Below are 22,230 nucleotides of genomic sequence, written 5' to 3' on the forward strand. Positions count from 1 at the left end.
CACTCACACCAACAAGGCGGTCGCGTACATGATCAACAGACCGGCCGCGACGCCGCCAGCGTAGTTCAAGCCGCCCAGGGCGGCGAACCCGCCCTTTCTCACCGTCAGCGCCGTCACCTCGACCATCACCTGGAAGATCGCCCCGGCACCGACGCCGAAACACAAAGCCAGCCAATAGGGCCCCGGTGCTTGCGTTCCGGCCCAAACGCCGGCGACCGCCGGCAGCCCCGCGAGCCCGGCAAGCAGGACGAACAACGACAAAGGCGGTTTTGCGCGTACGAGCGGCGCCGCGATGCCGATGCCCTCGGTCACGTTGTGAATGATGAAACCGACGACCAGAAAGGTCGCCAAGGCGCCGGCGCCGGCCGAAAGCGCGCCGCCCACCGCCAGGCCTTCGCCCAGATTGTGCAGCCCGATGCCAAGCGCGATGAAGCCGGCGAGCGCGGCGCCCTGCGGCGCGGCGCCGCGCCAGCGCCCGGCCACGAACAACGCCAGCGCCGTCAATGCCGCGGCCACCCATACCGCCGTCTGGCCGCGCAGACGCTCCAGGGCGGCCGAACCGGCCTCCAGCCCCTCGCCCAGCGTGTCGAGGAAAAGATAGGCCAAGAGCCCGACGGTCAGCGCCAGCAGAAAATCGAACGTACCGGCTGAAAGCCCGCGCATTGCGGGAAAGGCCAGCATGCCGGTCGCAACCGGCGCCACGCCGAGCAGGAGCCCAATCACGGCAAGCCGCCACAGCGAGCCGGCGTCGAGCCCCGGCGTGGCCTGTGCGACCTCCACCGTGTGTTCGAACGTCGCCCCGGTCGAGGTCACCAGCACGATATGATGCGCTTCGCCCTCGACCCAAGGATAGGGAACCGTGACCCGGGCGCCGTCAAGACGCCCGACCGGTCCGGCCGGCGTCAGGTCGAAAGCACGATAGGCCCCGTCGACCTGGACCTGGGCGATGGCGACCGGCTGCGATCCGTCGGCGCGGATGCCGAGCTCGATCATGCCCGGGCGCAGGCGCGTGCCTTCCACCACGACCTGTTCGACAGGCGGCGCGGCGGCCCCGATCCGGTCGAGCGGGCGCGCGCCCAGCACATAGGCGACGATCGCGGCCAGGATCAAAAGCGGAAGCGCCAGCCAGACGAAACGGACCATCACACCACCTCGAAATGGCTCATCCAGCCGAGTTCCGCAAATTCGGTCTGATGGGCATGGAACATGTAGAGGCCGGGTTCGTGGTTGGCGAAGCTCAGCTCGACGATGCCGCGCTGCGCCTGGCACTGCATGACGGTGTCGATCCGGCGATGGGTCGGCGTCAGCGTGGTGCCGTGATCGTAATAGTCGAAGAAATTCGCATGCACATGCAGCGAATTGATCGGATCGAATTCGGTGATGTTGATCAGATAGATGCGGACCGGCCTCGACCTTTCGATCCGGATCGGCCTGTCGAAATAGGCGAACGGAATGGTGTTGACGGCGTAGAATTCGTTCTCGTCGTCGAAATTGGTGTCGAAGCCGTTCATCACCATCACCAGTTCCTGCCAGTTCGCATTCTGCGGCGTGCCCAGCTTCCGCGCCGCGGCGTCGTCGCGCGACAGCGGATGTCGGTCCGGGTCGGGATCGACGATGAAGGCGCCGTAGAGCCCCTTGTGGATGTGGCGCTTGAGCGGGATCGAATGGCAGTGGTAGAGATGGCAGCCGTACGGCTCGGCCGCGAACTCGTAGGTGAACGCCTCGCCCGGCCCGATTTCGCCCGCCCCGGGCACGCCGTCCATGCGCGCCGAATGAATGCCATGGAAATGCATGGTGTGCGGGTGCGAGCCGGCGTTGAGGAAGCGGATGCGCAGACGCTCGCCCTCCGTGCAGCGCAGGGTCGGCCCCGGGATACGGCCATTGTAGGTCCAGGCTGGGAAGAACACGCCGGGCGCGATCTCCACCTCGCGATCGACGGCGGTGATCGTCCACTCGCGGACCGGCCGACCGTCGGGGTCCGTCGTCACGACACCGGTGTCGAACTCGGTCAGGAATTCCATCGGATCGAAGCCGTTGCGATCGGCGTCCACCGTTCCAACGACGCGGTTTTGACCATGCCGGCCGGCCATGCCGTGGCCAGCGGAGGGCGCGCCTTCGCCATCCTGTTCGCCCGCTGCCGAACGCTCCATTCCGAAGGCCGCACCCGCCAGCACGGCCCCGGCCCGCAGCAGGCCGCGTCTGGGAATGCGTCCGAACGGTCCCAAACCCATGATCGACCCTTTTTGCAAATGATTTGCATTACCAATAACAGGCAACCCCTCCAGAAGCAAGCGCGTCACGCGCGCCGTTGGCGGGTATCACCCCCGATGCCCACGAAGAACCGACCGCGCCATGTTCAGCGCTGCAAATCATGATGGAGAAAACCGCCCGGTCAGGGGCGACAGGCCCGACTGCTGCTCAGCGCGCGCGGGCACCGCGTGCCAGAAGCTCTCTCGCCCCGTCGGCGAGGTCACGCGTCAGCTCACCCGCCGGCATCGCCCGGCCGAGTGCCGCGGCCTGGCCGGCCCATAGGGGCGAGAAGTCGCGTGAACCGGTCTTTTCCGCCTGCCCCCGCAGCGGGGCGACGGCGGCCGCGGCCAGCGGAAAGGCAGGCGCCTCGGCGCTGAGCGGCCCAACCTCGCGCACGATCCGGTTGAGAAGCCCGCGCGCCGGCCGGCCGGTAAACACATTGGTCAGCACCGTTTGGTCGTCGCGCGCCGCGGCGAGCGCGGCCCGATGGACGGGCGCGGTCAACGCTTCGGGGCATTGCAGATAGGCGGTTCCGATCTGCACCGCCGCCGCCCCCAGCATGAAGGCCGCCGCGACGGCGCGCGGATCGGCAATCCCGCCGGCGGCGATCACCGGCACCGCAACGGCGTCGACAACCTGCGGCACAAGAGCCATCGTGCCGGGCTGGGCAGCGACGTCGTCGGTGAGAAAAAGGCCGCGATGACCACCCGCCTCGGCGCCCTGTGCAATAATCGCATCGCAGCCGCGCTCTTCCAGCCAACGTGCCTCGGCGACCGTGGTGGCGGACGCGATCACGCGGGCACCGGTTTTTTTTAACCGCCCGACCAACGCCGGCGCGGGCAGGCCGAAATGGAAGCTCACCACCTGCGGGCGAAGTTCCTCCACCAGCGCGCACCCCGTCTCGTCGAATGGGTTGCGACCGGCTCCCGGTGGAGCCGTGTCGGGGTCGATACCGAATTCGGCGTAGTAGGCCGAAAGCCGCATACGCCAGCCGGCTTCGCGCGCAGCGTCGGGGGCCGGCGGCACGTGGCAGAAGAAATTGAGGTTCACCGGCCGATCGGACCGCTGGCGGATCGCGCCGAACTCGGCACGGATCCGTTCGGGCCCGAGCAAGGCGCAGGGCAGAGACCCGAGCCCGCCCGCCGTGCTGACGGCAACGGCAAGCTCGGCGCCGGACGAACCGGCCATCGGCGCCTGCAGGATCGGCACCTCGATGCCGAAAAGCTCAACAATGCCGTTATCGGGCCACATCGGCCTGTCCCTCCTCGGTTCCCCGAACGCGCCGCGCATCGATTTCCGCCATCGCGCGTGTCGCGCCCTGCGGGGTCAGCGCCGGCACGAAGACGCGCCGCGAGCTGCGCTGCGCAACCGGCAATCCCTGATAGAGACGCTTTTGCGCCTCCACGATGGTGACGCCTGAAAAGATCGGCGAGAACCGCCGCCCGGTCTGCTCGATCAGGCGATGGAACCTGAGCATCCAGCGCCTGCGCGACGGCGGAAAAAACAGCGCCTCGCTCCACTGCCCCGGCGTGAAATTGGTGTCGCGCAAAAGGCTGGTGAGCTGGCCGCGCGACCAGGGCCTTCCGGTGCCGAACGGCGTATGCTCGAAGCGTGCCCACACGCCGCGCCGGTTCGGCACCACGATCACGAGCCGCCCGCCGGGGGCGAGCACCCGCCACAGCTCCATCAGCGTTTCGCGCGGGTTTTCCGCATGTTCCAGCGAATGCACCATCAAGATGCGATCGATGGAGGAATCAAACAGCGGCAGTTCCTCATCGAATACCAGCGCCGTCGTGGACGGGCCGTTGGGCGGCCAGTTCACCGCCCCCTGCGTGGCCGGCATGAATGCGAACACCCGTTCCGCGTCGGCCCCGAACCGCTCAAGCCAGGGCACGGCATACCCGAGACCGACCAGGCGCTCATTGGGTAAATTGGCCCATACGCTCGACAGCGCCATGGCGATCGAGCGCTCGGCCAGGCGCCCGAGCACGGATGCGTAGAAAGATCTAAGATCGACGATGTCCGAATACATGGCCGGACGGTATCCGCGCCCAGGCGCAACGGCAAGAATTCCCTGCGACGGGGTGACAGTTCCATGCCCGCCGGCTTATCGTCCGGCCTGAGAAAGCGAGGATGCCCATGGCCCTGGAAATCGACCAATTCATGTGCCGCGACGATAATTTCGGCGTGCTCGCGCACGATCCCGAAAGCGGCGAGACCGCCATCATCGACGCGCCCGAGACCGCGCCGATCCTGGAAGCGGTCGACCGCACGGGCTGGACGCCGACCGTGCTGCTGATAACCCATCACCACGGCGACCACGTCGCCGGCAATCTCGATCTCAAGAAGCGCTTCGGCCTGAAGATCGTCGGACCCGGGCCCGAGGCGGACAGGATCCCGGGCATCGACGAGACCGTCAAGGACGGCGACCGCTTCGCCTTCGGTTCGGACGAGGTCCACGTGATCTCCACGCCGGGCCATACCGCTGGCCATGTCTGCTACCACTTCGCGCGATCGGGCGTCGCCTTCACCGGCGACACGCTGTTTGCGCTCGGCTGCGGACGGCTGTTCGAATGCAAGCCGCCCGACATGTTCGCCTCGCTGAAGAAACTCGCCGCTCTGCCGCTGGAAACGGTGATCTATTGCGGCCACGAATATACCCAAGCCAATGCCCGCTTCGCGCTTTCGGTCGATCCGAGCAATTCCGCGCTCAAGGAACGCGCCGCCCTCGTCCAGACCAGGCGCGCGGCCAACCAGGCGACCCTGCCCACCACGCTGATCGAGGAGATGGCGACCAATCCGTTCCTGCGCGCGCACGATCCCGTCATCCGCCGCAATCTCGGCATGGAGACCGCCAGCGACGAAGCCGTCTTCGCCGAGATCCGCAAGCGCAAGGATATTTTCTGATCGGACGGGTCAGGCGAGCAGCACGCCGAGCGCGATCGCGAGCTGGCCGGCATAATAGAGCACCCAAACGGCCGGCCGGCTCCAGCGCCGGTGGGCGGACGCCTCGGCAAGCAGGAAACGTTCCGCCGCCAGAATGGCGTCTGAGGCCATGAACGACACCGCGCCGACGATCACCAGCGGCGCAGGCAGAAACAGCGCGGCAACTCCCATGGCCAGGATCGCAACGACATAAACGGCGACCGGCACCAGCAGTGCGGCCGGCAGGACCGGGCGCAATCGCATGTAGAGCACGCCGGCGAACGCCGCCAGGGCGAGCGCCGCCAGCGGCCGCCAGGGCTCGCCGGCAAACAGCGCCGCACTGCCAGCCCCGGCAAACAGCACCGCATAGGCCAGGTGCGCGCCCAGAAACGACGCCAGACCGGCCATGAAGGCGCCTTCGCCCTCCCGCGCCAGGCAGGCGTCGCCGAGCGCGCTCAGCGCCAGGGCGAGCGTGAGAAGCCACGGCCCGCCGACGGCCAGGGACAACACCGCCAGCAGCGCCACGCCGGCCGTCTTGGCGACCAGGCGCCGCCAGGACGGCGGCCGTGCCGTCATCGGCAGATAAAGCGTGGCCGCCACGACCGACAGGACGAGCGTGCCGTTGGCCGTGCCGACCAATCCGCCCTCGAACGGCATCATTTTGCGTCCCCTCCCGCGGCAACCGCGCCGTGCACGCGGCGGGATAAGAGATTCTTGGCCGCAAGCGCCGCGCCAGCGGTGATCAGCAGGCAGGCGGCGACGATACGCCATGTCGGCTCGGCGAAACCGAATACGATCAGCACCAGGGTCGACAACAGCGGCGCGGCATAGCTTGCCGCGCCAAGCACCTGGATATTGCCACGCTTGACCCCGTGATCCCAGGCGTAAAAAGCGCCGCCGACCGGCATCAGCCCGAGGCCCGCGATCGCCAGCCATTGTCCGGCACCCTCGGGCCACACCGTGCGCTCCAGCGCCACGTGGCACACCAGCGAAAGGATGGCGGCGGCCAGACAGAACCAGGTCACCACGCTGGTCGGCACGGCGGGAAAACGGCGCGACAACAGCGAATAGGACGACCATGTCAGCGCGCACAGAGCCGCCATGGCGTAGCCGAAACCATAGCGGGCGTCGAAGCCGAGCCCACCGCCCTTGGAGACGATCAGCACCGTGCCGGCCAGCCCCATCAGCGCGCCGACGACGTGGTGCCAGCCGAGCCGCTCGCCCGGCATGAGCGCCGAACCCAGCACGATCAGCAGCGGCCACAGATAGGCGATCAGGCTCGCCTCGACCGCGGGCGCGTTGCGCAGGGCGGTGAAATAGAAGAAATGATAGCCGAACAGGCCGCCGATGCCGACCACCCATGCAAGCGGCGGTATCGGCATCCGCTGCGCCGGCGACAGGCCGGCTGCGCGGGCGACCAAACCCAGCGCCGCGCCGACCGCGAACGCCATCGCCGCGAGCTGGAACGGCGGCACCCGTCCCGAGGCGTCGGTGAACAGCGCCAGCAGCGCCCACATCACAACAGCCGAAAATCCGATCAGGGTCGCCCGCCCCATGGCCTGTCTCCTCCCGCCCGGCCCGGCGGCACCGCCGCGCCGGCAGGATCGGACCTATCCGGCCTCGCCCGCGCATGGCAAGACCAGATTGCCATCTTTGCTAGTCCAGGAGTTCGAAACGTTTCGTTTCCAGCGTGAGCGTGCCGATCTTGGTCTTGGCCGTCACGCCGACGGGTGCGTAGACGCCGGTGGCGCCGATCTGTGCGAAGGCGATCCGGATATGACTCGTGTCGCGAATGTAACGCAGCGAGCGGTTGTCGCGGCGATAGCCCGATACCGGCACGAACTGCGCCCGGCACACCACCGTGTCGCCCTGATAGCCCTTTGCCGACAGCCTGCCGCGCCCGGCGGGCGAAAGGCGCAGATCGGCCCGCAGCGCGCCGTCGAACACGCTGATGGTGCGGTTGCACACATCGGCCTCGCGATCCGCCGGCACGAGCGTCGCCGACAGCGGATCGGCGACATCGACGAGATCGGTCGCGCCGTGCGCAATCCAGTCGTCGCGCTTGGTGTTGACCGGCGGCGCGTTCACCGCCTTGTGGACCCGCCCGTCGGCAAACGAAATCTGGGTCCGTTTCTTCTTCTTGCCGCTTTCATAATCGGCCACGTACCCCTTCGGGCGCGCTCTGTCGTTGTCGAAGCGGCCCATCGCGGTGACCGTGCCCCGCGTGTCGTCGAAAATCCTGGCAAGCCCGGCGCTCGACACGCGCCCTTCGACCTTGAAACGGTCCCGACTGACCATGGAGGAAAAACTCGAACGCGCGACGACGATCCCGTAGATCGTCACGACCTGTTCGACACGCATCGAGCGCCATTGCTCGGCACGCGCCGGCGCCGCGCTCAAGAGAACGGCGGCGAGGATCGGCAACACACAGGTCTTGAGACGCAAAGGACACACTCCGCAGTTCGGCCGCAGTTCGGCCGAAGCCGACGATCGCATCCCCTGGGCGTCCTAACACCACGAATCGGGCCTATCTGTGAATGGGCTGCGTCGGTATTGGGTAAACGGACCGATAATCGCCTTACACCGCGCCGACCAATCGCCTCACACATACGCCGGCGCTTGACGATCAGCGCAAATGCCACTATGGGAGGCCGACTTTTCCGAGAGGCCGCCCTGAAACGTCCGCGCGCCACATGATGATGGTGCGGTTCGGACTTTGGCCGGTGTCGAACCGAAGGTACGAATTATGTCCCGCGTTTGCGAACTGACCACCAAGTCCGTGCTCTACGGCAACAATGTAAGCCACGCCAACAACAGGACGCGGCGGCGTTTCCTGCCCAATCTCGTCAATGTGACGCTGATGTCGGAGACGCTGAACCGCAATGTGCGTCTGCGCGTGTCGGCCAGCGCTCTGCGCACGGTTGAACATCGCGGCGGCCTGGATGCCTTCCTGCTCAAGGCCGACTCCAGCGAGTTGTCGCCCAAGGCACGCCTGCTGAAGAAGCAGATCGTCAAGAAGCTCGACGAAACGCCCGTACCGGCCTGACATCGTCTTTCGAGGCGGGGGACAACCGCCTTACCCGGGCGCCGTGACGCAAGCCGCCGCGGCGCCCACTGGTTCCATCACCCAGGCTAAAAAAATGACGCGCTTTGCCTCCATTGCCCCGTTCGTGCTCGCGATGACCGCCGTCGTCGCGGCGTCCAACTATCTGGTCCAGTTTCCGTTCGCCCATTTCGGGCTCGAAGAGATCCTGACCTGGGGCGCCTTCACCTACCCCGTCGCCTTCCTCGTCAACGATCTGACCAATCGCCGCTTCGGCCCGGTCGCCGCGCGCAAGGTGGTGCTTGCAGGCTTCGTGCTCGCCGTCGCGCTGTCGATCTGGCTCGCGACACCGCGCATCGCGATCGCCTCGGGCAGCGCCTTCCTGGCCGCGCAGTTCCTCGATGTGGCGGTGTTCGACCGGCTGCGCAAGAACGCCTGGTGGCAGGCGCCGTTCGTCTCCACCGTGCTCGGCTCGGTGCTCGACACGGTGCTGTTTTTCTCGATCGCCTTCGCCGGGGTCTTCGCCGGTATCGACGCCCTGTTCGGCATGGAGGACGGGTCGCTGGCCTTTCCCGTCGCCTTGCTGGGCTGGCAGGTGCCGCTATGGGTATCGCTGGCGGTAGGCGATTTCGCCGTCAAGATCGGCGTCGGGCTTGTCATGCTGGCGCCCTACGGTGCGCTGCTTTCGGTGCTGAAGCCCGCCCCTGCGGCAAGATAGCTTGACGCGGGGCGCGCGCGCATCGGGCCGCCCGTCACTCCTCGTGCAGGCGGAATTCCAGGTAGAGATTGCGCTGCAGGATGGAGTGGTTGTCGTCTGAAATCAGCGACACCATGACGGCGCCGTCGGCGCGGCGCCACACGTCGAGCCCTTCCATGTTGTCGATCTGATAGCCCATATCGGCTTCGAGCAGCACGGGCCCGTCGGCCACCTTGCCCTTGCCGATGCTGTCGCCGTCGATCCGTTTCAGCCGGATCGCCACGCCCTTGGCGACCGAATAGCTGCGTTCCAGAAGCAAAAGATCGCCGCCCGGCAGGAAGGCGCCGTCGGTGATGTCGAAATCGCCGCTGCGCCGGACGGTGAAAATGCCGCTGGTCGGCCCTTCGAGGATCGCGGCGAAGATGTCGCCGTTCCGGTCGAGGCTTTTTTCGGAAATGACGATGCGCGCGCCCGCATGCGGCCCGTCGGCCGGCGCGTAGAGCACGGTTTCAAAACCGCGATTGCGCCGCAGCTCGTGGGCCGGCACCAGAAAGTCGAGATCGCCCAGCGGTCCCTTCATGTCTTTCGGCGTCAGCCGGAACACCGAGATGCGGTGCGCGCGCTCGAAGCCGACCGTCGCCTCATCGCCACTCACCGCCAGCCCCTCGGCGTCGGTGGTCCATTTGCGGCCGATGACATCGCCTTTGTCGTCGACCATCTGCTGCAGGGTGAAATCGGCGAAGCCGGAGGGGCGACCCGCCTCGTCCCGAACGAGGTGGCCGAAATACCAGAAGCCGGTATCGGTCACACCGACGAAACGCTGGCCTGCGTCGAGGAAACGGATCGCCGACATGGCGCCGAAATTCCAGGAGCCCGAGCCGAGTTCCAGCCCGCCGACGAATTCGAGCGGGCCGAAACGGGTTTCGCTGGACCCGAGCTTGAATTGGAGGATCGGTCGTGCGCTGATTTCGGCCCGCTCCACCGGCGCCGGCTGCGCCTGGGCGCCGATGGGAAGCGTCATTCCGGCGACCGCGATCCCGACCGCGAACCGAGCCGCCCGAAGCAAGCGCCGGGCCAAGGCGGTCAACCCGCGCGCCGCATCGCGGCCCCGCCACGGCGGTCGCCCTGGCCGTTTTCTTCCTCAAACAGCGAAGCAAGCTGCTCGGTCATGGCGCCGGCGAGTTCCTCGGCGTCGACGATGGTGACCGCGCGGCGGTAATAGCGCGTGACGTCGTGCCCGATGCCGATCGCGATCAGTTCGACGGGCGAGCGGGTCTCGATCATCTCGATCACCGCGCGCAGATGCCGTTCGAGATAATTGCCCGGATTGACCGACAAGGTGGAATCGTCGACCGGCGCGCCGTCGGAAATCATCATCAGGATCCGACGCTGCTCGCGCCGGCCGATCAGGCGGTTATGCGCCCACAACAGCGCCTCGCCGTCGATGTTTTCCTTCAGCAGGCCCTCGCGCATCATCAGGCCGAGATTGCGGCGCGCGCGCCGCCACGGCGCGTCGGCGGATTTGTAGATGATGTGGCGCAGATCGTTGAGCCGGCCGGGATTTGCGGGCTTGCCGTCCTTCAGCCACTTCTCGCGCGCCTGCCCGCCCTTCCAGGCCCGCGTGGTGAAGCCGAGGATCTCGACCGAAACGCCGCAGCGCTCCAGCGTGCGCGCGAGAATGTCGGCGCAGGTCGCCGCCACCGTGATAGGCCGCCCACGCATGGAGCCGGAATTGTCGAGCACCAGCGTAACCACCGTATCGCGGAAATTGGTGTCGCGTTCCTGCTTGAACGACAGCGGCTGCATCGGGTCGATCACCACGCGCATCAGCCGCGCGGTGTCGAGATAGCCTTCCTCGAGGTCGAAATCCCAGGAGCGGTTCTGCTGCGCCATCAGCCGGCGCTGCAGGCGGTTGGCGAGCCGGCCGACCACGCCCTGCAGATTGGCGAGCTGCTTGTCGAGGAAGGCGCGCAGCCGTTCAAGCTCTTCCTCTTCGCACAGCTCCTCCGCGCCGATCGTCTCGTCGAAGGACGTGGTGAACACCTTGTAATCGAAATCCGGCGGAAGCGACGTGTAAGGCAGGTCCGGACGCTTCGCCTCGCCGGGCGTCTCGGCGTCGTCGACATCCTCATCGGACAGGTCGTCGGAGGTGGCGTCGGTCGCTTCGCTTTCGCCCGCCTCCTGGTCCTCGTCGGAGGCCTCGCTGTCGTCGGACTGCGAATCCTCGCTGCCCTGCTCCTGGTCGTCGCCTTCCTCGCTCTGATCCTCGCCCTCGGGCGGGTCCTCGTTGTCCTCGCTGTCCTGGGTCTCCTCCTCGTCGCCCAGTTCCTCGGCCATTTCCATCGACACCAGCATGTCGCGCACCGTGCGTGCGAATGCCGTCTGGTCTTCCAGATCTCCCGAAAGACGCTCGATATCGGCGCCGGCCTTGTCCTCGATCCAGTCGCGCCACAGATCGACGAGCCGTTCGCCGCTCCTCGGTGTCGCGCGGCCGGTCAGCTTCTCGCGCACCACCAGCGCGATCGCCTCCTCGATCGGCGCGTCTGCCTGTTCGACCACAGCCGCCAGATTGGCCTTGGAATATTTGTCTTCCAGCATCAGCGCCAGATTGTCGCCCACGCCGGTCATGGCGCGCGCGCCGATCGCCTCGACCCGGGCCTGCTCGACCGCGTCGAACACGGCGCGCGCCTGCTTGCCTTCGGGCGCCAGCCGGGTGTGCACGGCATTGTCGTGGCAGGCGCGCCGAAGCGCCATCGAATCGCCGATGCCCCGCGTCACCGACAGCTCGTTCGCCGTCGGCCGCTTGGTGAGGTCGGGCAGGCGCGCCCGGTGACCGGCGAGCGCCGGCTTGTCCTTTGCGAACGCGATCTCGAGTTCGCCATCGCCCGAAATCGCCCGCATGCACACCGAAACGGCGCGCTTGAAGGCTTCCGCCTCGCCCGCCGTCTTAGGCTTGCCGCCGCGCTGGTTGTCGCCTGGACCCGCCATGCGTTTCCCGTATCAGCCCAAAACCACGTTGGCGGCCGATTCCCTCAGCTCTTCGCCGAAGGCGCGCTGGTAGAATTCGGCCACGAGAGCCCGCTCCAGCTCGTCGCACTTGTTGAGGAAGGTAAGCCGGAAGGCGTGGCCGACATCGCCGAAGATCTCGGCGTTCTCTGCCCACGTAATCACCGTGCGCGGGCTCATCACCGTCGCCAGGTCGCCGTTCATGAAGGCCGAGCGCGTCATGTCGGCCACCCGCACCATCTTGTTGACGATGTCGCGGCCCCGGTCGTTGCGATAGTGCTTGGCCTTGGCCAGCACGATTTCGACCTCGTTGTCGTGCGGCAGATAGTTGAGCGTGGTGACGATCGACCAGCGGTCCATCTGCGCCTGGTTGATCTGCTGCGTGCCGTGATAGAGGCCGGTCGTGTCGCCGAGGCCGACCGTGTTCGCGGTCGCAAACAGGCGAAACGCCGGATGCGGCCGGATGACGCGGCTCTGGTCGAGCAGCGTCAGGCGTCCGGACGATTCCAGCACGCGCTGGATCACGAACATCACATCCGGCCGGCCGGCATCGTATTCGTCGAAACACAGCGCGACATTGTGCTGGTAGGCCCAGGGCAGAATGCCGTCGCGGAACTCCGTCACCTGCTTGCCGTCCTTGAGCACGATCGCGTCCTTGCCGACGAGATCGATACGGCTGACATGGCTGTCGAGATTGACGCGCACGCACGGCCAGTTGAGGCGGGCGGCGACCTGCTCGATATGCGTCGACTTGCCGGTGCCGTGATAGCCCGAGATCATGACGCGGCGGTTGAAGGCGAAGCCGGCCAGGATGGCGAGCGTGGTGTCGCGGTCGAAGAGATAGTCGGGATCCACGTCGGGAACGTGCTGATCGGCGGCCGAATAGGCCGGCACGACCATATCCGAGGAAAAGCCGAACGTATCCTTCACCGAGATGGTGGTGTCGGGAAGATTGGCGATGTCGCGATCGATCTTGTTCATCATGCCTCCAGCGCGCCGGAACCCGTCGGGCGTCGCCGTTTGTTTCTCACGAATTCGGGGGCAGTGCTTACCAGACCTTGGCTTCAACAGAAACCGGATTGTTTCAGCACCCGGTAGGCCTGGATCACGTCGCGGAACCGGTCTTCCGAACCCCGGTCGCCGCCATTCGCATCCGGATGGTGGCGCTTTACGAGCTCTTTATAGCGCGCCTTGATATCGGCGCCAGTCGCTTTCTCGTCAAGCCCAAGCGTTTCCAGCGCCTTGGCCTCAAGCGGTTTGGCCTTGCGTGCGCGCGGCCGCGACGGTTCGGCGTCGCCGAATAGGTTGAACGGGTCGCGCACGCGCCGATAATACCCGGCCCGGCCGGATCGCTTGTCGGCGATGTCGGGGCTCGACCGGGAGGCTGATTTGGCGCCCATCGCCCAGGTCGGGCGGTGGCCGGTCAGCGCCTCTTTCTGATAACGCGCGACCTCGCTGTCGGCGAGGCCGGAGAAATAATTGTAGCCCTTGTTGTATTGGCGCACGTGATCCAGGCAGAAGCAGAAATATTCGCCCTCGCGCATACGCCCGACCGGCGCGCGATGCAGGCCGGCCTCGCCGCACCCGTCCCACTGGCAGCGCGGCGCCCCCCTCTTCACCTCTGCCTGAGGATCGGGGCGGACGCGGATGCGGTCAAAGAGTTTCGAATCCAGTTTCATGCCTGTCCGATTATGGGGGCTTCGGCCCCGGAAACAAGAATTGACATTTGCGCAAGGTTCCCCCTACGCCGGTGATTTGCGTATTCCGGCCCGAACCGGCCACTCAGGAGACCCCGCATGAGCCTTCAATCCGCGATCGAGACCAAGCTGCGCGCACGCTTTTCGCCCGAAAGCCTGGACGTCATCAACGAAAGTCATCTTCATGCCGGCCATCATCACCTCGACGGCGGCCACGAGGCCGTCTTCGACGGCAGCGGCGAAACCCATTTCCGGATCCGCATCGTGTCGGAGGCGTTTGCCGACATGAGCCGGGTCGAGCGCCACCGCGCCGTCAACGAGGCGCTGGCCGAGGAACTGCGCGCCGGCCTGCACGCGCTCGCCATCGAGCCGACGGCGCCGGGCGAAAACACCCGGCGCTGACGCAAGGCACGCTATTTCTCGGCGTCACGCACCCTCAATTTCACGATCCGGTTCTTGTTGCGCTTCATGACGATGAAGCGTTTGCCGTGGAAGGTGAAGGCCTGTTTTTCCTCCGGGATCGACTGTGCCTCGTGGATCACCAGCCCGGCGATCGTTGTCGCCTCCTCGTCCGGCAAGTGCCAGTCGAGCGCGCGGTTCAGGTCGCGGATCGGCACCGATCCGTCGACCACGACCGAGCCGTCCGCCTCCTGCTTGACGCCCTGGACGTCGACATCGTGCTCGTCGGCGATCTCGCCGACGATCTCCTCGATGATGTCCTCCAGCGTCACCAGCCCTTCGACCTCGCCATATTCGTCGACCACGATCGCCACATGCGCCTTCTTGCGCAGGAAGGCGTTGAGCTGGTCGTGCAGCGTCGTGGTATCCGGCACGAACCAGGGTTTGCTGGCCACCTTGAGGATGTCGACGCGCCGCGGGTCGTTGTCGACCTCGTGCAGGGCGCGCAACAAATCCTTGGCGTGGACCACACCGACGATGTTGTCGGTCGATTGCCGGTAGACCGGGATGCGCGTGTAGGGACTTTGCAGGATTTCGCGCACGACGACGTCCGGCGGATCGTCGGCGTTGACGAGCCGCATGCCGGTACGATGGATCATGACGTCGGAGACTTCGAGTTCGGCGAGATCGAGCAGGCCGCCGACCCGGTCGCGCTCCTGCTTGATGAAGGCGCCCTCGCGATGCAGCACCTCGACCGTACCCCGCAATTCGTCATGCGCCGACACCATCGGCGCGTCGCGGGCCAGGTTGATGCCGAAAAGCACCAGGATGCCGCGCACGATGACATTGGCGGCCGACGAAACCGGGCCGAACAGGAACACGATCGCGCGCGCGAACGGCGACACCGTCAGCGCGAACTGTTCGGGCCGGAACAGCGCCAGCGACTTCGGCAGGATTTCCGCGAAAATCACCAGCATCACCGTCATGACCAGCGTGGCGTAGACCACGCCAGCCTCGCCGAACAGCCTGAGAAAAAGGCTGGTCGTCAACGCCGAGGCCAGAATGTTGACCAAATTGTTGCCGATCAGCAGCGCGCCCACCAGGCGGTCCTTGCGCTCGATCAGCTTTTCGACGATCCCGGCGCGAACGTCGCCCCCCGCCGCAAGCGAGTGCAACCGCGCCTTGGAGGTTGCCGTCATGCCGGTTTCACTGCCCGAAAACAGGAAGGACAGCATGATCAGGAAAAGGATGACGGCGCCGGTCAGCCACAATTCGGAAGTCATCCGGGATGGTTCTCCCTGAGAAAGGACAGCACTTCCGCGGCCGGCACGTCCTTGGCGATATAGGACTGGCCGATGCCGCGGCTCAGAACGAAGGTCAGCGCACCGCGCGACACCTTCTTGTCCTGCATGATATAGGTGAGCAATGTCTCGGCGTCCGGAAGCCGTCCGGAAATATCGGCCATGCGCGTCGGCAGGCCGACGGCCGCCAGATGCGCCTCCACCCTGGCCGCGTCGTCGGCGCTGCACTGGTTGAGCCGCACCGAAAAGCGGTGCGCCAGCGTCATGCCGATCGCCACGCCTTCGCCGTGCACCAGTCTTTCGCCGTCATAGCCGGTGGCGGCCTCGAGCGCGTGACCGAACGTGTGGCCGAGATTGAGCAGCGCGCGCTCGCCGGCCTCGGTCTCGTCGCGGGCCACGATCGCCGCCTTGGACCGGCACGATTGCGCGATCGCCTCGGCCCGCGCCGCCCCGCCCGAAAACACCGCGCGCCAGTTTTCTTCCAGCCAGTCGAAAAAACCCGGCCGGTCGATCAGCCCGTATTTGACCATCTCGGCATAGCCGGCGCGGAATTCGCGCGCCGGCAGCGTGTCGAGTACGGCCGTGTCGGCAAGCACCAGGCGCGGCTGGTGAAACACGCCGACCAGGTTCTTGCCGCGGGCGGTGTTGATGCCCGTCTTGCCGCCGACCGAGGAATCGACCTGCGCCAGCAGCGAGGTCGGCACCTGGACAAACCCCATCCCGCGGCGAACGACGCCGGCGGCAAATCCGGCCAGGTCGCCGATGACCCCGCCGCCAAGCGCGATCACCAGGTCGCCGCGCTCCAGGCGGGCGCCCAGCAGGGCGTCGACGACCTGCTCGAACGGCCCGAAACTCTTGGTTTTTTCGCCCGGATCGAGCGTGATGGCGCTATGGTCGATCCCGGCCCTGGCCAGGCTATCGGCGAGCGCGTCGAGATGAGCGGCGGCGACGTTTTCGTCAGTGACCACCGCGCAGCGCACGCACTCCATCCTGCGCGCGATCTCCCCACCCGCCCGCGCGATCAGGCCCGGACCGATCAGGATGTCGTAGGCGCGCGCACCGAGGCCGACCTCGACGCGCGTGACCGGCATGTTCGCAGCGTCCTGCATCATGGCGCGACCTCCCTGTCTGTTCCGGCTTCGAGATGACGCACAAGCGCGTCGAGCACGTCCTGCGCGATCACCTCCTTCGGCTCATCGCGCGACTGAACGGTGACGTCGGCCAAGGCATAGACCGGGTGACGCTCCGCCATCAGTCGTTCCATCACCGCCCTTGGATCCGAGGTCTTCAGCAGCGGCCGGTTCCTGTTCTTCATGACCCGTTCCATCAACACATCGATATCCGCCTTGAGCCAGACCGAGACCGCGCGTTCCGCGATCGCCTGCCGGGTCTGGGCGTTCATGAACGCGCCGCCGCCGGTTGATACGACGCGCCCGCCCTCCTCGAGCAGCCGAGCGATCACCCTGCGCTCGAGGGCACGGAACTCGGTTTCACCGTAGAGCGCGAACAGATCGGCCACCGACAGGCGCGAAACGGCCTCGATTTCATGATCACTGTCGATGAACGGCAGATCGAGCACTTGTGCGACCTTGCGCCCGATAGCCGTCTTGCCCGCACCCATCAGCCCTGTGAAAACAATCGTCTTCTTGCCGAGCAGCGCACGCAGCTTGGTTTCGACGGCATTCGGCGCGATCGTCATGAAACAGTTCCTTCGCCGCGCGTATGCACATCAAAATCGCCAGGGCGTCAAGCGCTTGCGCGCGCCGTCGCCGGGGTTGAATTCGCCCCCTCGCCAAAGCATAAGTAGGCGGGCGGGCACAGTATTGGGGATTTTCAGGGCGAATGCCGACCCTTTTTCGGTTCTTGGTGACCATAGCGGTACTGGTTGGCATCGCGTACGGAGCTATGTTCGCGCTGGCCACGTTCGTGGAACCCAGGAAGGGCGAGATGTCGGTGAGAATACCGCCTGAAAAGCTCAACCCCTAGGGTTCAGGCCGGGGCGGTCTCCCGGGATGGGACGCGATGAACAGTCGGACCGCGATCGAAGCATTTCTGGAAATGATGAGCGCGGAGCGCGGAGCGAGCGCCAACACGCTCGACGCCTATCGCCGCGACCTTGAGGAAGCCCATGGCGACATGACCGGCGGTCTCGCCGACGCGGATGCCGGCGCCGTTCACACCTATCTGGGGGCGATCGCGGCGCGGGGTTTCGCGCCCTCGACCCAAGCCCGCAAACTGTCCGCCCTGCGTCAGTTCTTCCGCTTCCTCTATGCAGAGGGCTTGCGCACCGACGATCCCACGGGAACCGCGAGCGCACCGCGCAGGACCGCTTCCCTGCCCAAGATCCTCAGCGAGGCCGAGACCGGGCGGCTGCTCGATCTTGCGGCCGCCGAGGCGTCAAACCCGCCGCCCGGAATCGCCCCCGCCGCCGCCCTTCGCCTGCACGCCCTCGTCGAGACGCTCTACGCGACGGGCCTGCGGGTTTCGGAACTGGTCGCGCTGCCGATCGGCGTGGCGCTGCGCGACGACCGGTTCTTCATGGTGCGCGGCAAGGGCGGCAAGCAGCGCATGGTGCCGCTGACGGACGGCGCGCGCCGGGCAATGAGCGCCTGGCTCGACGCGCGCGCCGCCGGCAAGAGCACCGCCGACAGCGCGTTTTTGTTTCCGGCCGCCTCGGCGAGCGGATATCTGCCCCGGCAGGCATTCGCGCGCGAGTTGAAGGCGCTGGCCGCGCGCGCCGGCATCGCGCCGTCGAAAATATCGCCGCACGTGATCCGTCACGCCTTCGCAAGCCATTTGCTGCAGAACGGCGCCGATCTGCGTGCGGTGCAGCAATTGCTCGGCCACGCCGACATTTCGACGACGCAGATCTACACCCATGTACTGGAAGAACGCCTGGTGCGACTGGTCAACGACCATCATCCGCTTGCCGATTAGACCCGCGAACGTTATGTGAGGGCCTGTCCGGCGCTGCAACCGGCCGACAAACACCGGTTCAGCGCCCTTTTCGCGTATCGTGAGCACGGCTGATCCACAGCGAATGTATAATTATCTCGACTTCGAAAAACCCGTCGCGGATCTCGAGGGCAAGATCCTCGAATTGAAGACGCTGAACGAAAGCGGCGAAGCCGTCGACGTGGCCGACGAGATCGCACGCCTGGAAAAACGCGCCGCCGATGCCTTGAAAGATGCCTACCGCGCGCTGACGCCGTGGCAGAAGACCCAGGTCGCGCGCCATCCCGACCGTCCGCACTGCCTGGACTATGTCAAGCGCCTGTTCACCGACTTCACCGCGCTGGCCGGCGACCGCAGTTTCGGCGAGGACAACGCCATTATCGGCGGATTCGCCCGTTTCAACGGCCAACCGGTAGCGGTTCTCGGCCAGGAAAAGGGCGCCGACACCAAAAGCAGGCTGAAGCACAATTTCGGCTCGGCCCGGCCCGAGGGTTACCGCAAGGCCGTGCGCATCATGAAACTCGCCGATCGCTTCAACGTGCCCCTGGTAACGCTGGTCGACACGGCCGGCGCCTATCCGGGCGTGGGCGCGGAGGAGCGCGGCCAGGCCGAGGCGATCGCGCGTTCGATTTCCGCCTCGCTGGCCTTGCGTGTGCCCGTCGTGTCGGTGGTGATCGGCGAAGGCGGTTCCGGCGGCGCGATCGCGATCGCCACCGCCAACAAGGTCTACATGCTGGAACATTCGATCTATTCGGTGATCTCGCCGGAGGGCGCGGCCTCGATCCTGTGGCACGATTCCACGCGCGCCAAAGACGCCGCCACCTCGATGAAGATCACCGCGCAGAACCTGCTCGAGATGAAGATCATCGACGGCATCATCCAGGAGCCGATGGGCGGTGCCCATCGCGGACCCGAAGCCGTCATCGAGGCGACCGGCAAACAGATCGCGACCGCACTGGAGGAAATGACCGGCGCCGATATGGACTGTCGCGAGCACCGGCGCGAGAAGTTCCTGGCCATCGGCCGCTCGGTCTGATCCGCCGCGGCCGCGGCAAGTCCGCGCTGTCGGCGGGCCGGAAAATCGGTCGCCGCGAACCGCGAACGGCGCAATTTGGACCCGCTTCGCCACAAAATCGCCAAGTCTTGGCCGTCAATGACAAGCGCGTGAGGCACGCGGGACGGACCTTGTGATAAGGATTTTTCAAGGTTAACGACCTTAACGTGCGCCGAATGCGGGGCCGCGCCGGACGCGACCGCACCCGAAGCGATGTTTGTAGGCAGCCGACACCGATGATCTCAAACCTGATACGAAGGGGACTCCTTGTCGCGGCGATGGCGCTGGCCCTGGCCGGCTGCACGGAATCGACGCTGCAATCGGCAAGCGGCAAGGCCGAGCGGCCGGTGCCGGCCCGCCTCGTTTCGGAGATGAAAGCCAAGGGCATGAACCGCAATTCGCCGGTCATGGCCCGCGTCTTCAAGGAAGAAGGTCAGCTCGAGGTCTGGAAGCAGAAGACCAACGGCCGCTACGACCTGCTCGCCACTTACGAGATCTGCAAATGGTCCGGCAAGCTGGGCCCTAAATTCACCGAGGGCGACCGCCAGGCACCGGAAGGGTTCTACACCGTCAAACCGGCGCAGATGAACCCGCGTTCGAACTACCATCTCGCCTTCAACATGGGCTACCCGAACACCTATGACCGCGCCAATGGCCGCACCGGGTCGCATCTGATGGTGCACGGCGCCTGTTCGTCGGCGGGCTGCTATTCGATGAACGACAAGGAGATGGAAGAGATCTACGCGCTCGCCCGGGATGCCTTCCGCGGCGGTCAGCGCGAATTCCAGATCCAGGCCTTTCCGTTCCGCATGACGGCGCGCAACATGGCGCGCTATCGCAACGACCCGAATTACAAATTCTGGACGATGCTGAAGGAAGGTTACGATCATTTCGAGATCACCAAGGTACCGCCCAAGGTGGACGTGTGCGAGAAACGCTACGTGTTCAACCGCACCACGGAAGGCGGCGCTGCCTTCTCGCCCACCGGCGCATGCCCGCCGAGCGTTCAGCCCGAGGCGCTGATGACCGCCTTTCAAAGCTATCGGTCCAGTTACGACGCCGCCTTCGCCACCCACACCGCCCAGGGCGGCGGCGAGGCGCCGAAAGCCTCGATCGCCGGTCTCAAGGAGGCCGATCTGGTCGCCGACTGGACCCGCCGCCGCGCCCGCGGCGAGCGCGTGCCGGTCGAGCCGCCGTCGCTGTCGCCCGACGGCACCGTGGTCACCACATCGGTGATGGGGCGCATCGATTCGCCCGCCGGCCGCCGCCAGGCCGCGATCGACGCCGAAAAGGCGGCCAAGCGCAAGGCCGAGGAGGAAAAGGCCGCCGCCGTGCGCCGCGCCGCCGAGGCCAAGGCCGCCGCCGAAGCCGCCAGGAAGGCGGACGAAGAAGCGGCCGCGCGCGCCGCCGAGGCTCCCGTCGAGACCACGCCGCAGGACGATCCCGGCATGCTCGGCTCGGTGCGCAAGCGCTTTACCAATCTTTTCGGAAGCTGATGCCGCGGCCATGTCCGCTGCCACGGATGTCTACGATCTGAGGGGGCTGCACTGCCCGCTGCCCGTCCTGCGGACCCGCAAACGGCTGGAGGGCATGCAGGCCGGCGCACGGCTGTGGGTGGAAACCACCGATCCGCTCGCCGTGATCGACATTCCCGCCTTTTGCGCCGAGGCCGGGCACCGGCTGATGTCGAGCGAGGCCGCACAAGGCGGCGGCCACCGTTTCCTGATCGAACGGAGCGGGTAGCGCAGCGGCCGGCGGCGCACCGCCTCCTTCAGGGCCGGTATCCGCCGATCGCGAGCGGATTGTCCTCCAGCGCGCGGCGATCGGGCGTATCGATCCCCGGCCGCTCCGCGAAGGCGTCGAACAGGCGGCGGACATAATCCTGCGGCACATCCTTGGTGATCAGCACCAGCCGCGTCCCGCGCCTGCCGTCGGGCCAGGCGGCAAGCCGCACCGGCGGATGCAGAAAACGCCGCACACCGTGGATCACCAAAGGCCGTTCCGGCTCCTCGACCGTCTCCACGATGCCCTTCATGCGCAACAGGCCCTCGCCATGCGTGGAACGCAGGAGGTCGAGGAAATTGGCCACCGCCGCGAAGGCGATCGGCCGGTCCAATGTCAGCGAAAACGTCTCGAAACGATGGTCGTGCGCATGGTGGTGGTCGTGCCGGTGCCCGTCGTCGGCGTGGTCGTGGTGGTGGTGATCATCTGCCGCGACCGCGCGCAGCCATCGTTCGACATCGACGCTCTTGGTCGACGGATCGTAGAGCCCGCAATCGAACAAGGATCCGACATCCGCCTCGCCGCCGGCCGCATCGAGCACCGGCGCGCCGGGATTGATCCGCGCCAGCCGCGCGCGCAAGGACGCCTCGGCCTCGCGCGAAGCCAGGTCCGTCTTGGTCAGAACGATCCGGTCGGCCACCGCAACCTGGCGTACCGCTTCCTCGTGCGCGTCGAGCGTGGCCTCGCCGTTAAGCGCGTCGGCGACCGCGATCACGCCGTCCAGCCGATAGGCGGCCAACAGCGCCGGGTGCGCCATGATCGACTGCAGCACCGGACAGGGGTCGGCGAGCCCGGTGGTCTCAACGACGACGCGCGCCAGCGGGGCGAGCCGGCCGGTCTGCACCCGGTCGGCGAGATCGGCCAGCGTGTCGACCAGTTCGCCGCGCACCGTGCAGCACAGGCAGCCGTCGGACAGCTCGATAATACCGTCGGAGGCCTGTTCGACGAGCAGGTGATCGATCGGCACATCGCCGAACTCGTTGATGATGACCGCGGTCCCGGCCATGCCCGGCGCCTTCAAAAGCCGGTTGAGCAGCGTGGTCTTGCCCGCGCCGAGAAATCCGGTGAGCACGCTGACTGGAACCGGCGGGCGGGGAGCGGTCTGAAGGTCGGTATCCACG

The 22,230-nt window shown here is 66.4% G+C and carries 24 protein-coding genes; 9 read left to right on the forward strand and 15 right to left on the reverse strand.

The features are described 5' to 3' along the window. Positions 1-3: 3 nt before the first annotated feature. From ACT2B0_RS17105 to ACT2B0_RS17120, 4 genes are all read right to left on the reverse strand, one after another. Positions 4-1,143 (reverse strand): ZIP family metal transporter, encoded by a 1,140-nt coding sequence (locus tag ACT2B0_RS17105; protein WP_473459484.1) that lies wholly within the window; start codon positions 1,141-1,143, stop codon positions 4-6. Next, positions 1,143-2,231 (reverse strand): multicopper oxidase domain-containing protein, encoded by a 1,089-nt coding sequence (locus ACT2B0_RS17110; RefSeq protein ID WP_473459486.1) that lies wholly within the window; start codon positions 2,229-2,231, stop codon positions 1,143-1,145. Before ACT2B0_RS17110 ends, ACT2B0_RS17105 begins: the two co-directional genes overlap by 1 nt. A 187-nt stretch (positions 2,232-2,418) precedes the next feature. After that, positions 2,419-3,501, reverse strand: coding sequence for an NAD(P)H-dependent flavin oxidoreductase (locus ACT2B0_RS17115; protein WP_473459488.1), 1,083 nt, complete (start codon positions 3,499-3,501; stop codon positions 2,419-2,421). Next, on the reverse strand, positions 3,488-4,282 hold the full coding sequence (locus tag ACT2B0_RS17120) for a class I SAM-dependent methyltransferase (RefSeq protein WP_473459490.1): 795 nt from the start codon (positions 4,280-4,282) through the stop codon (positions 3,488-3,490). The genes ACT2B0_RS17115 and ACT2B0_RS17120 overlap by 14 nt, the downstream gene beginning before the upstream one ends. A gap of 107 nt (positions 4,283-4,389) precedes the next feature. Between ACT2B0_RS17120 and gloB the strand changes: the two genes are divergently transcribed. After that, positions 4,390-5,157 carry a hydroxyacylglutathione hydrolase gene (gloB, locus tag ACT2B0_RS17125; protein ID WP_473459492.1) on the forward strand — a complete coding sequence of 256 codons (768 nt, stop codon included), beginning with the start codon at positions 4,390-4,392 and terminating at the stop codon, positions 5,155-5,157. Positions 5,158-5,166: 9 nt separating this feature from the next. On the opposite strand, the gene ACT2B0_RS17130 is transcribed toward gloB, so the two are convergent. From ACT2B0_RS17130 to ACT2B0_RS17140, 3 genes are all read right to left on the reverse strand, one after another. Beyond that, positions 5,167-5,835 (reverse strand): lysoplasmalogenase family protein, encoded by a 669-nt coding sequence (locus ACT2B0_RS17130; protein ID WP_473459494.1) that lies wholly within the window; start codon positions 5,833-5,835, stop codon positions 5,167-5,169. Beyond that, positions 5,832-6,731: an aromatic amino acid exporter YddG gene (gene yddG, locus ACT2B0_RS17135; RefSeq protein WP_473459496.1), complete on the reverse strand. Its 900-nt coding sequence runs from the start codon at positions 6,729-6,731 to the stop codon at positions 5,832-5,834. Before yddG ends, ACT2B0_RS17130 begins: the two co-directional genes overlap by 4 nt. 100 nt (positions 6,732-6,831) lie before the next feature. Continuing rightward, positions 6,832-7,620 carry a DUF3108 domain-containing protein gene (locus tag ACT2B0_RS17140; RefSeq protein ID WP_473459497.1) on the reverse strand — a complete coding sequence of 263 codons (789 nt, stop codon included), beginning with the start codon at positions 7,618-7,620 and terminating at the stop codon, positions 6,832-6,834. A 301-nt stretch (positions 7,621-7,921) separates the two neighbouring features. Between ACT2B0_RS17140 and rpmB the strand changes: the two genes are divergently transcribed. Beyond that, on the forward strand, positions 7,922-8,221 hold the full coding sequence (gene rpmB, locus ACT2B0_RS17145; protein ID WP_473459499.1) for a 50S ribosomal protein L28: 300 nt from the start codon (positions 7,922-7,924) through the stop codon (positions 8,219-8,221). 94 nt (positions 8,222-8,315) lie between these two features. Beyond that, positions 8,316-8,936, forward strand: coding sequence for a queuosine precursor transporter (locus ACT2B0_RS17150; RefSeq protein WP_473459501.1), 621 nt, complete (start codon positions 8,316-8,318; stop codon positions 8,934-8,936). A gap of 34 nt (positions 8,937-8,970) precedes the next feature. Here the strand turns inward: ACT2B0_RS17150 and ACT2B0_RS17155 are convergent, their stop codons facing one another. From ACT2B0_RS17155 to ACT2B0_RS17170, 4 genes are all read right to left on the reverse strand, one after another. Then, positions 8,971-9,936, reverse strand: coding sequence for an esterase-like activity of phytase family protein (locus tag ACT2B0_RS17155; protein ID WP_473459503.1), 966 nt, complete (start codon positions 9,934-9,936; stop codon positions 8,971-8,973). A gap of 62 nt (positions 9,937-9,998) precedes the next feature. Continuing rightward, complete coding sequence (gene cobT / locus ACT2B0_RS17160; protein WP_473459505.1) at positions 9,999-11,903, reverse strand: cobaltochelatase subunit CobT; 1,905 nt, start codon at positions 11,901-11,903, stop codon at positions 9,999-10,001. Between the two features lie 12 nt (positions 11,904-11,915). Beyond that, a complete protein-coding gene (gene cobS, locus ACT2B0_RS17165; protein WP_473459507.1) occupies positions 11,916-12,902 on the reverse strand; it encodes a cobaltochelatase subunit CobS in 987 nt (328 codons plus the stop codon). Between the two features lie 83 nt (positions 12,903-12,985). Further along, positions 12,986-13,600, reverse strand: coding sequence for a J domain-containing protein (locus tag ACT2B0_RS17170; protein WP_348511873.1), 615 nt, complete (start codon positions 13,598-13,600; stop codon positions 12,986-12,988). A gap of 117 nt (positions 13,601-13,717) precedes the next feature. On the opposite strand from ACT2B0_RS17170, the gene ACT2B0_RS17175 reads away from it, so the two are divergent. Beyond that, positions 13,718-14,020 (forward strand): BolA family protein, encoded by a 303-nt coding sequence (locus ACT2B0_RS17175; protein ID WP_348511872.1) that lies wholly within the window; start codon positions 13,718-13,720, stop codon positions 14,018-14,020. Positions 14,021-14,031: 11 nt separating this feature from the next. Here ACT2B0_RS17175 and ACT2B0_RS17180 read toward each other — a convergent pair whose 3' ends face one another. Genes ACT2B0_RS17180 through ACT2B0_RS17190 form a run of 3 tightly spaced genes read right to left on the reverse strand, consistent with a single transcriptional unit; the run spans position 14,032 to position 17,017 of the window. Next, positions 14,032-15,300, reverse strand: a complete 1,269-nt coding sequence (locus ACT2B0_RS17180; protein ID WP_348511871.1) for an HlyC/CorC family transporter — start codon at positions 15,298-15,300, stop codon at positions 14,032-14,034. Continuing rightward, on the reverse strand, positions 15,297-16,427 hold the full coding sequence (aroB, locus tag ACT2B0_RS17185) for a 3-dehydroquinate synthase (RefSeq protein WP_473466063.1): 1,131 nt from the start codon (positions 16,425-16,427) through the stop codon (positions 15,297-15,299). Before aroB ends, ACT2B0_RS17180 begins: the two co-directional genes overlap by 4 nt. Then, the gene (locus ACT2B0_RS17190) at positions 16,427-17,017 is read right to left on the reverse strand and encodes a shikimate kinase (RefSeq protein ID WP_473459510.1); all 591 of its coding nucleotides are present in this window, start codon (positions 17,015-17,017) and stop codon (positions 16,427-16,429) included. The genes aroB and ACT2B0_RS17190 overlap by 1 nt, the downstream gene beginning before the upstream one ends. 143 nt (positions 17,018-17,160) lie before the next feature. On the opposite strand from ACT2B0_RS17190, the gene ACT2B0_RS17195 reads away from it, so the two are divergent. The 5 genes from ACT2B0_RS17195 to ACT2B0_RS17215 all read left to right on the forward strand — a co-directional run bounded on the left by ACT2B0_RS17195 (position 17,161) and on the right by ACT2B0_RS17215 (position 21,070). Further along, positions 17,161-17,304: a histidine kinase gene (locus ACT2B0_RS17195; RefSeq protein WP_106573260.1), complete on the forward strand. Its 144-nt coding sequence runs from the start codon at positions 17,161-17,163 to the stop codon at positions 17,302-17,304. A gap of 36 nt (positions 17,305-17,340) precedes the next feature. Continuing rightward, positions 17,341-18,255, forward strand: a complete 915-nt coding sequence (locus ACT2B0_RS17200; protein WP_473459512.1) for a site-specific tyrosine recombinase XerD — start codon at positions 17,341-17,343, stop codon at positions 18,253-18,255. A 103-nt stretch (positions 18,256-18,358) separates the two neighbouring features. Further along, positions 18,359-19,309: an acetyl-CoA carboxylase carboxyltransferase subunit alpha gene (locus ACT2B0_RS17205; protein ID WP_473459514.1), complete on the forward strand. Its 951-nt coding sequence runs from the start codon at positions 18,359-18,361 to the stop codon at positions 19,307-19,309. A gap of 254 nt (positions 19,310-19,563) precedes the next feature. Continuing rightward, the gene (locus tag ACT2B0_RS17210) at positions 19,564-20,823 is read left to right on the forward strand and encodes a L,D-transpeptidase family protein (RefSeq protein ID WP_473459516.1); all 1,260 of its coding nucleotides are present in this window, start codon (positions 19,564-19,566) and stop codon (positions 20,821-20,823) included. Between the two features lie 10 nt (positions 20,824-20,833). Further along, the gene (locus ACT2B0_RS17215) at positions 20,834-21,070 is read left to right on the forward strand and encodes a sulfurtransferase TusA family protein (RefSeq protein WP_473459518.1); all 237 of its coding nucleotides are present in this window, start codon (positions 20,834-20,836) and stop codon (positions 21,068-21,070) included. Positions 21,071-21,098: 28 nt separating this feature from the next. On the opposite strand, the gene ACT2B0_RS17220 is transcribed toward ACT2B0_RS17215, so the two are convergent. After that, positions 21,099-22,229 carry a CobW family GTP-binding protein gene (locus ACT2B0_RS17220; RefSeq protein ID WP_473459520.1) on the reverse strand — a complete coding sequence of 377 codons (1,131 nt, stop codon included), beginning with the start codon at positions 22,227-22,229 and terminating at the stop codon, positions 21,099-21,101. Position 22,230 lies beyond the last annotated feature (1 nt).

The organism is Nitratireductor sp. J20-h4 (assembly GCF_056780505.1).

What these genes read in the sequence shown, in the direction of transcription:
- ACT2B0_RS17200 (WP_473459512.1), top strand. Translation starts at nt 17,341, where the DNA reads ATGAACAGTCGGACCGCGATCGAAGCATTTCTGGAAATGATGAGCGCG.
- ACT2B0_RS17150 (WP_473459501.1), top strand. Translation starts at nt 8,316, where the DNA reads ATGACGCGCTTTGCCTCCATTGCCCCGTTCGTGCTCGCGATGACCGCC.
- ACT2B0_RS17205 (WP_473459514.1), top strand. Translation starts at nt 18,359, where the DNA reads ATGTATAATTATCTCGACTTCGAAAAACCCGTCGCGGATCTCGAGGGC.
- cobT (WP_473459505.1), bottom strand. Translation starts at nt 11,903, where the DNA reads ATGGCGGGTCCAGGCGACAACCAGCGCGGCGGCAAGCCTAAGACGGCG.
- ACT2B0_RS17195 (WP_106573260.1), top strand. Translation starts at nt 17,161, where the DNA reads ATGCCGACCCTTTTTCGGTTCTTGGTGACCATAGCGGTACTGGTTGGC.
- ACT2B0_RS17170 (WP_348511873.1), bottom strand. Translation starts at nt 13,600, where the DNA reads ATGAAACTGGATTCGAAACTCTTTGACCGCATCCGCGTCCGCCCCGAT.
- ACT2B0_RS17210 (WP_473459516.1), top strand. Translation starts at nt 19,564, where the DNA reads ATGATCTCAAACCTGATACGAAGGGGACTCCTTGTCGCGGCGATGGCG.
- cobS (WP_473459507.1), bottom strand. Translation starts at nt 12,902, where the DNA reads ATGAACAAGATCGATCGCGACATCGCCAATCTTCCCGACACCACCATC.
- gloB (WP_473459492.1), top strand. Translation starts at nt 4,390, where the DNA reads ATGGCCCTGGAAATCGACCAATTCATGTGCCGCGACGATAATTTCGGC.
- aroB (WP_473466063.1), bottom strand. Translation starts at nt 16,427, where the DNA reads ATGCAGGACGCTGCGAACATGCCGGTCACGCGCGTCGAGGTCGGCCTC.
- ACT2B0_RS17215 (WP_473459518.1), top strand. Translation starts at nt 20,834, where the DNA reads ATGTCCGCTGCCACGGATGTCTACGATCTGAGGGGGCTGCACTGCCCG.
- ACT2B0_RS17130 (WP_473459494.1), bottom strand. Translation starts at nt 5,835, where the DNA reads ATGATGCCGTTCGAGGGCGGATTGGTCGGCACGGCCAACGGCACGCTC.
- ACT2B0_RS17190 (WP_473459510.1), bottom strand. Translation starts at nt 17,017, where the DNA reads ATGACGATCGCGCCGAATGCCGTCGAAACCAAGCTGCGTGCGCTGCTC.
- ACT2B0_RS17120 (WP_473459490.1), bottom strand. Translation starts at nt 4,282, where the DNA reads ATGTATTCGGACATCGTCGATCTTAGATCTTTCTACGCATCCGTGCTC.
- ACT2B0_RS17175 (WP_348511872.1), top strand. Translation starts at nt 13,718, where the DNA reads ATGAGCCTTCAATCCGCGATCGAGACCAAGCTGCGCGCACGCTTTTCG.
- ACT2B0_RS17155 (WP_473459503.1), bottom strand. Translation starts at nt 9,936, where the DNA reads ATGACGCTTCCCATCGGCGCCCAGGCGCAGCCGGCGCCGGTGGAGCGG.
- rpmB (WP_473459499.1), top strand. Translation starts at nt 7,922, where the DNA reads ATGTCCCGCGTTTGCGAACTGACCACCAAGTCCGTGCTCTACGGCAAC.
- ACT2B0_RS17110 (WP_473459486.1), bottom strand. Translation starts at nt 2,231, where the DNA reads ATGGGTTTGGGACCGTTCGGACGCATTCCCAGACGCGGCCTGCTGCGG.
- yddG (WP_473459496.1), bottom strand. Translation starts at nt 6,731, where the DNA reads ATGGGGCGGGCGACCCTGATCGGATTTTCGGCTGTTGTGATGTGGGCG.
- ACT2B0_RS17180 (WP_348511871.1), bottom strand. Translation starts at nt 15,300, where the DNA reads ATGACTTCCGAATTGTGGCTGACCGGCGCCGTCATCCTTTTCCTGATC.
- ACT2B0_RS17105 (WP_473459484.1), bottom strand. Translation starts at nt 1,143, where the DNA reads ATGGTCCGTTTCGTCTGGCTGGCGCTTCCGCTTTTGATCCTGGCCGCG.
- ACT2B0_RS17115 (WP_473459488.1), bottom strand. Translation starts at nt 3,501, where the DNA reads ATGTGGCCCGATAACGGCATTGTTGAGCTTTTCGGCATCGAGGTGCCG.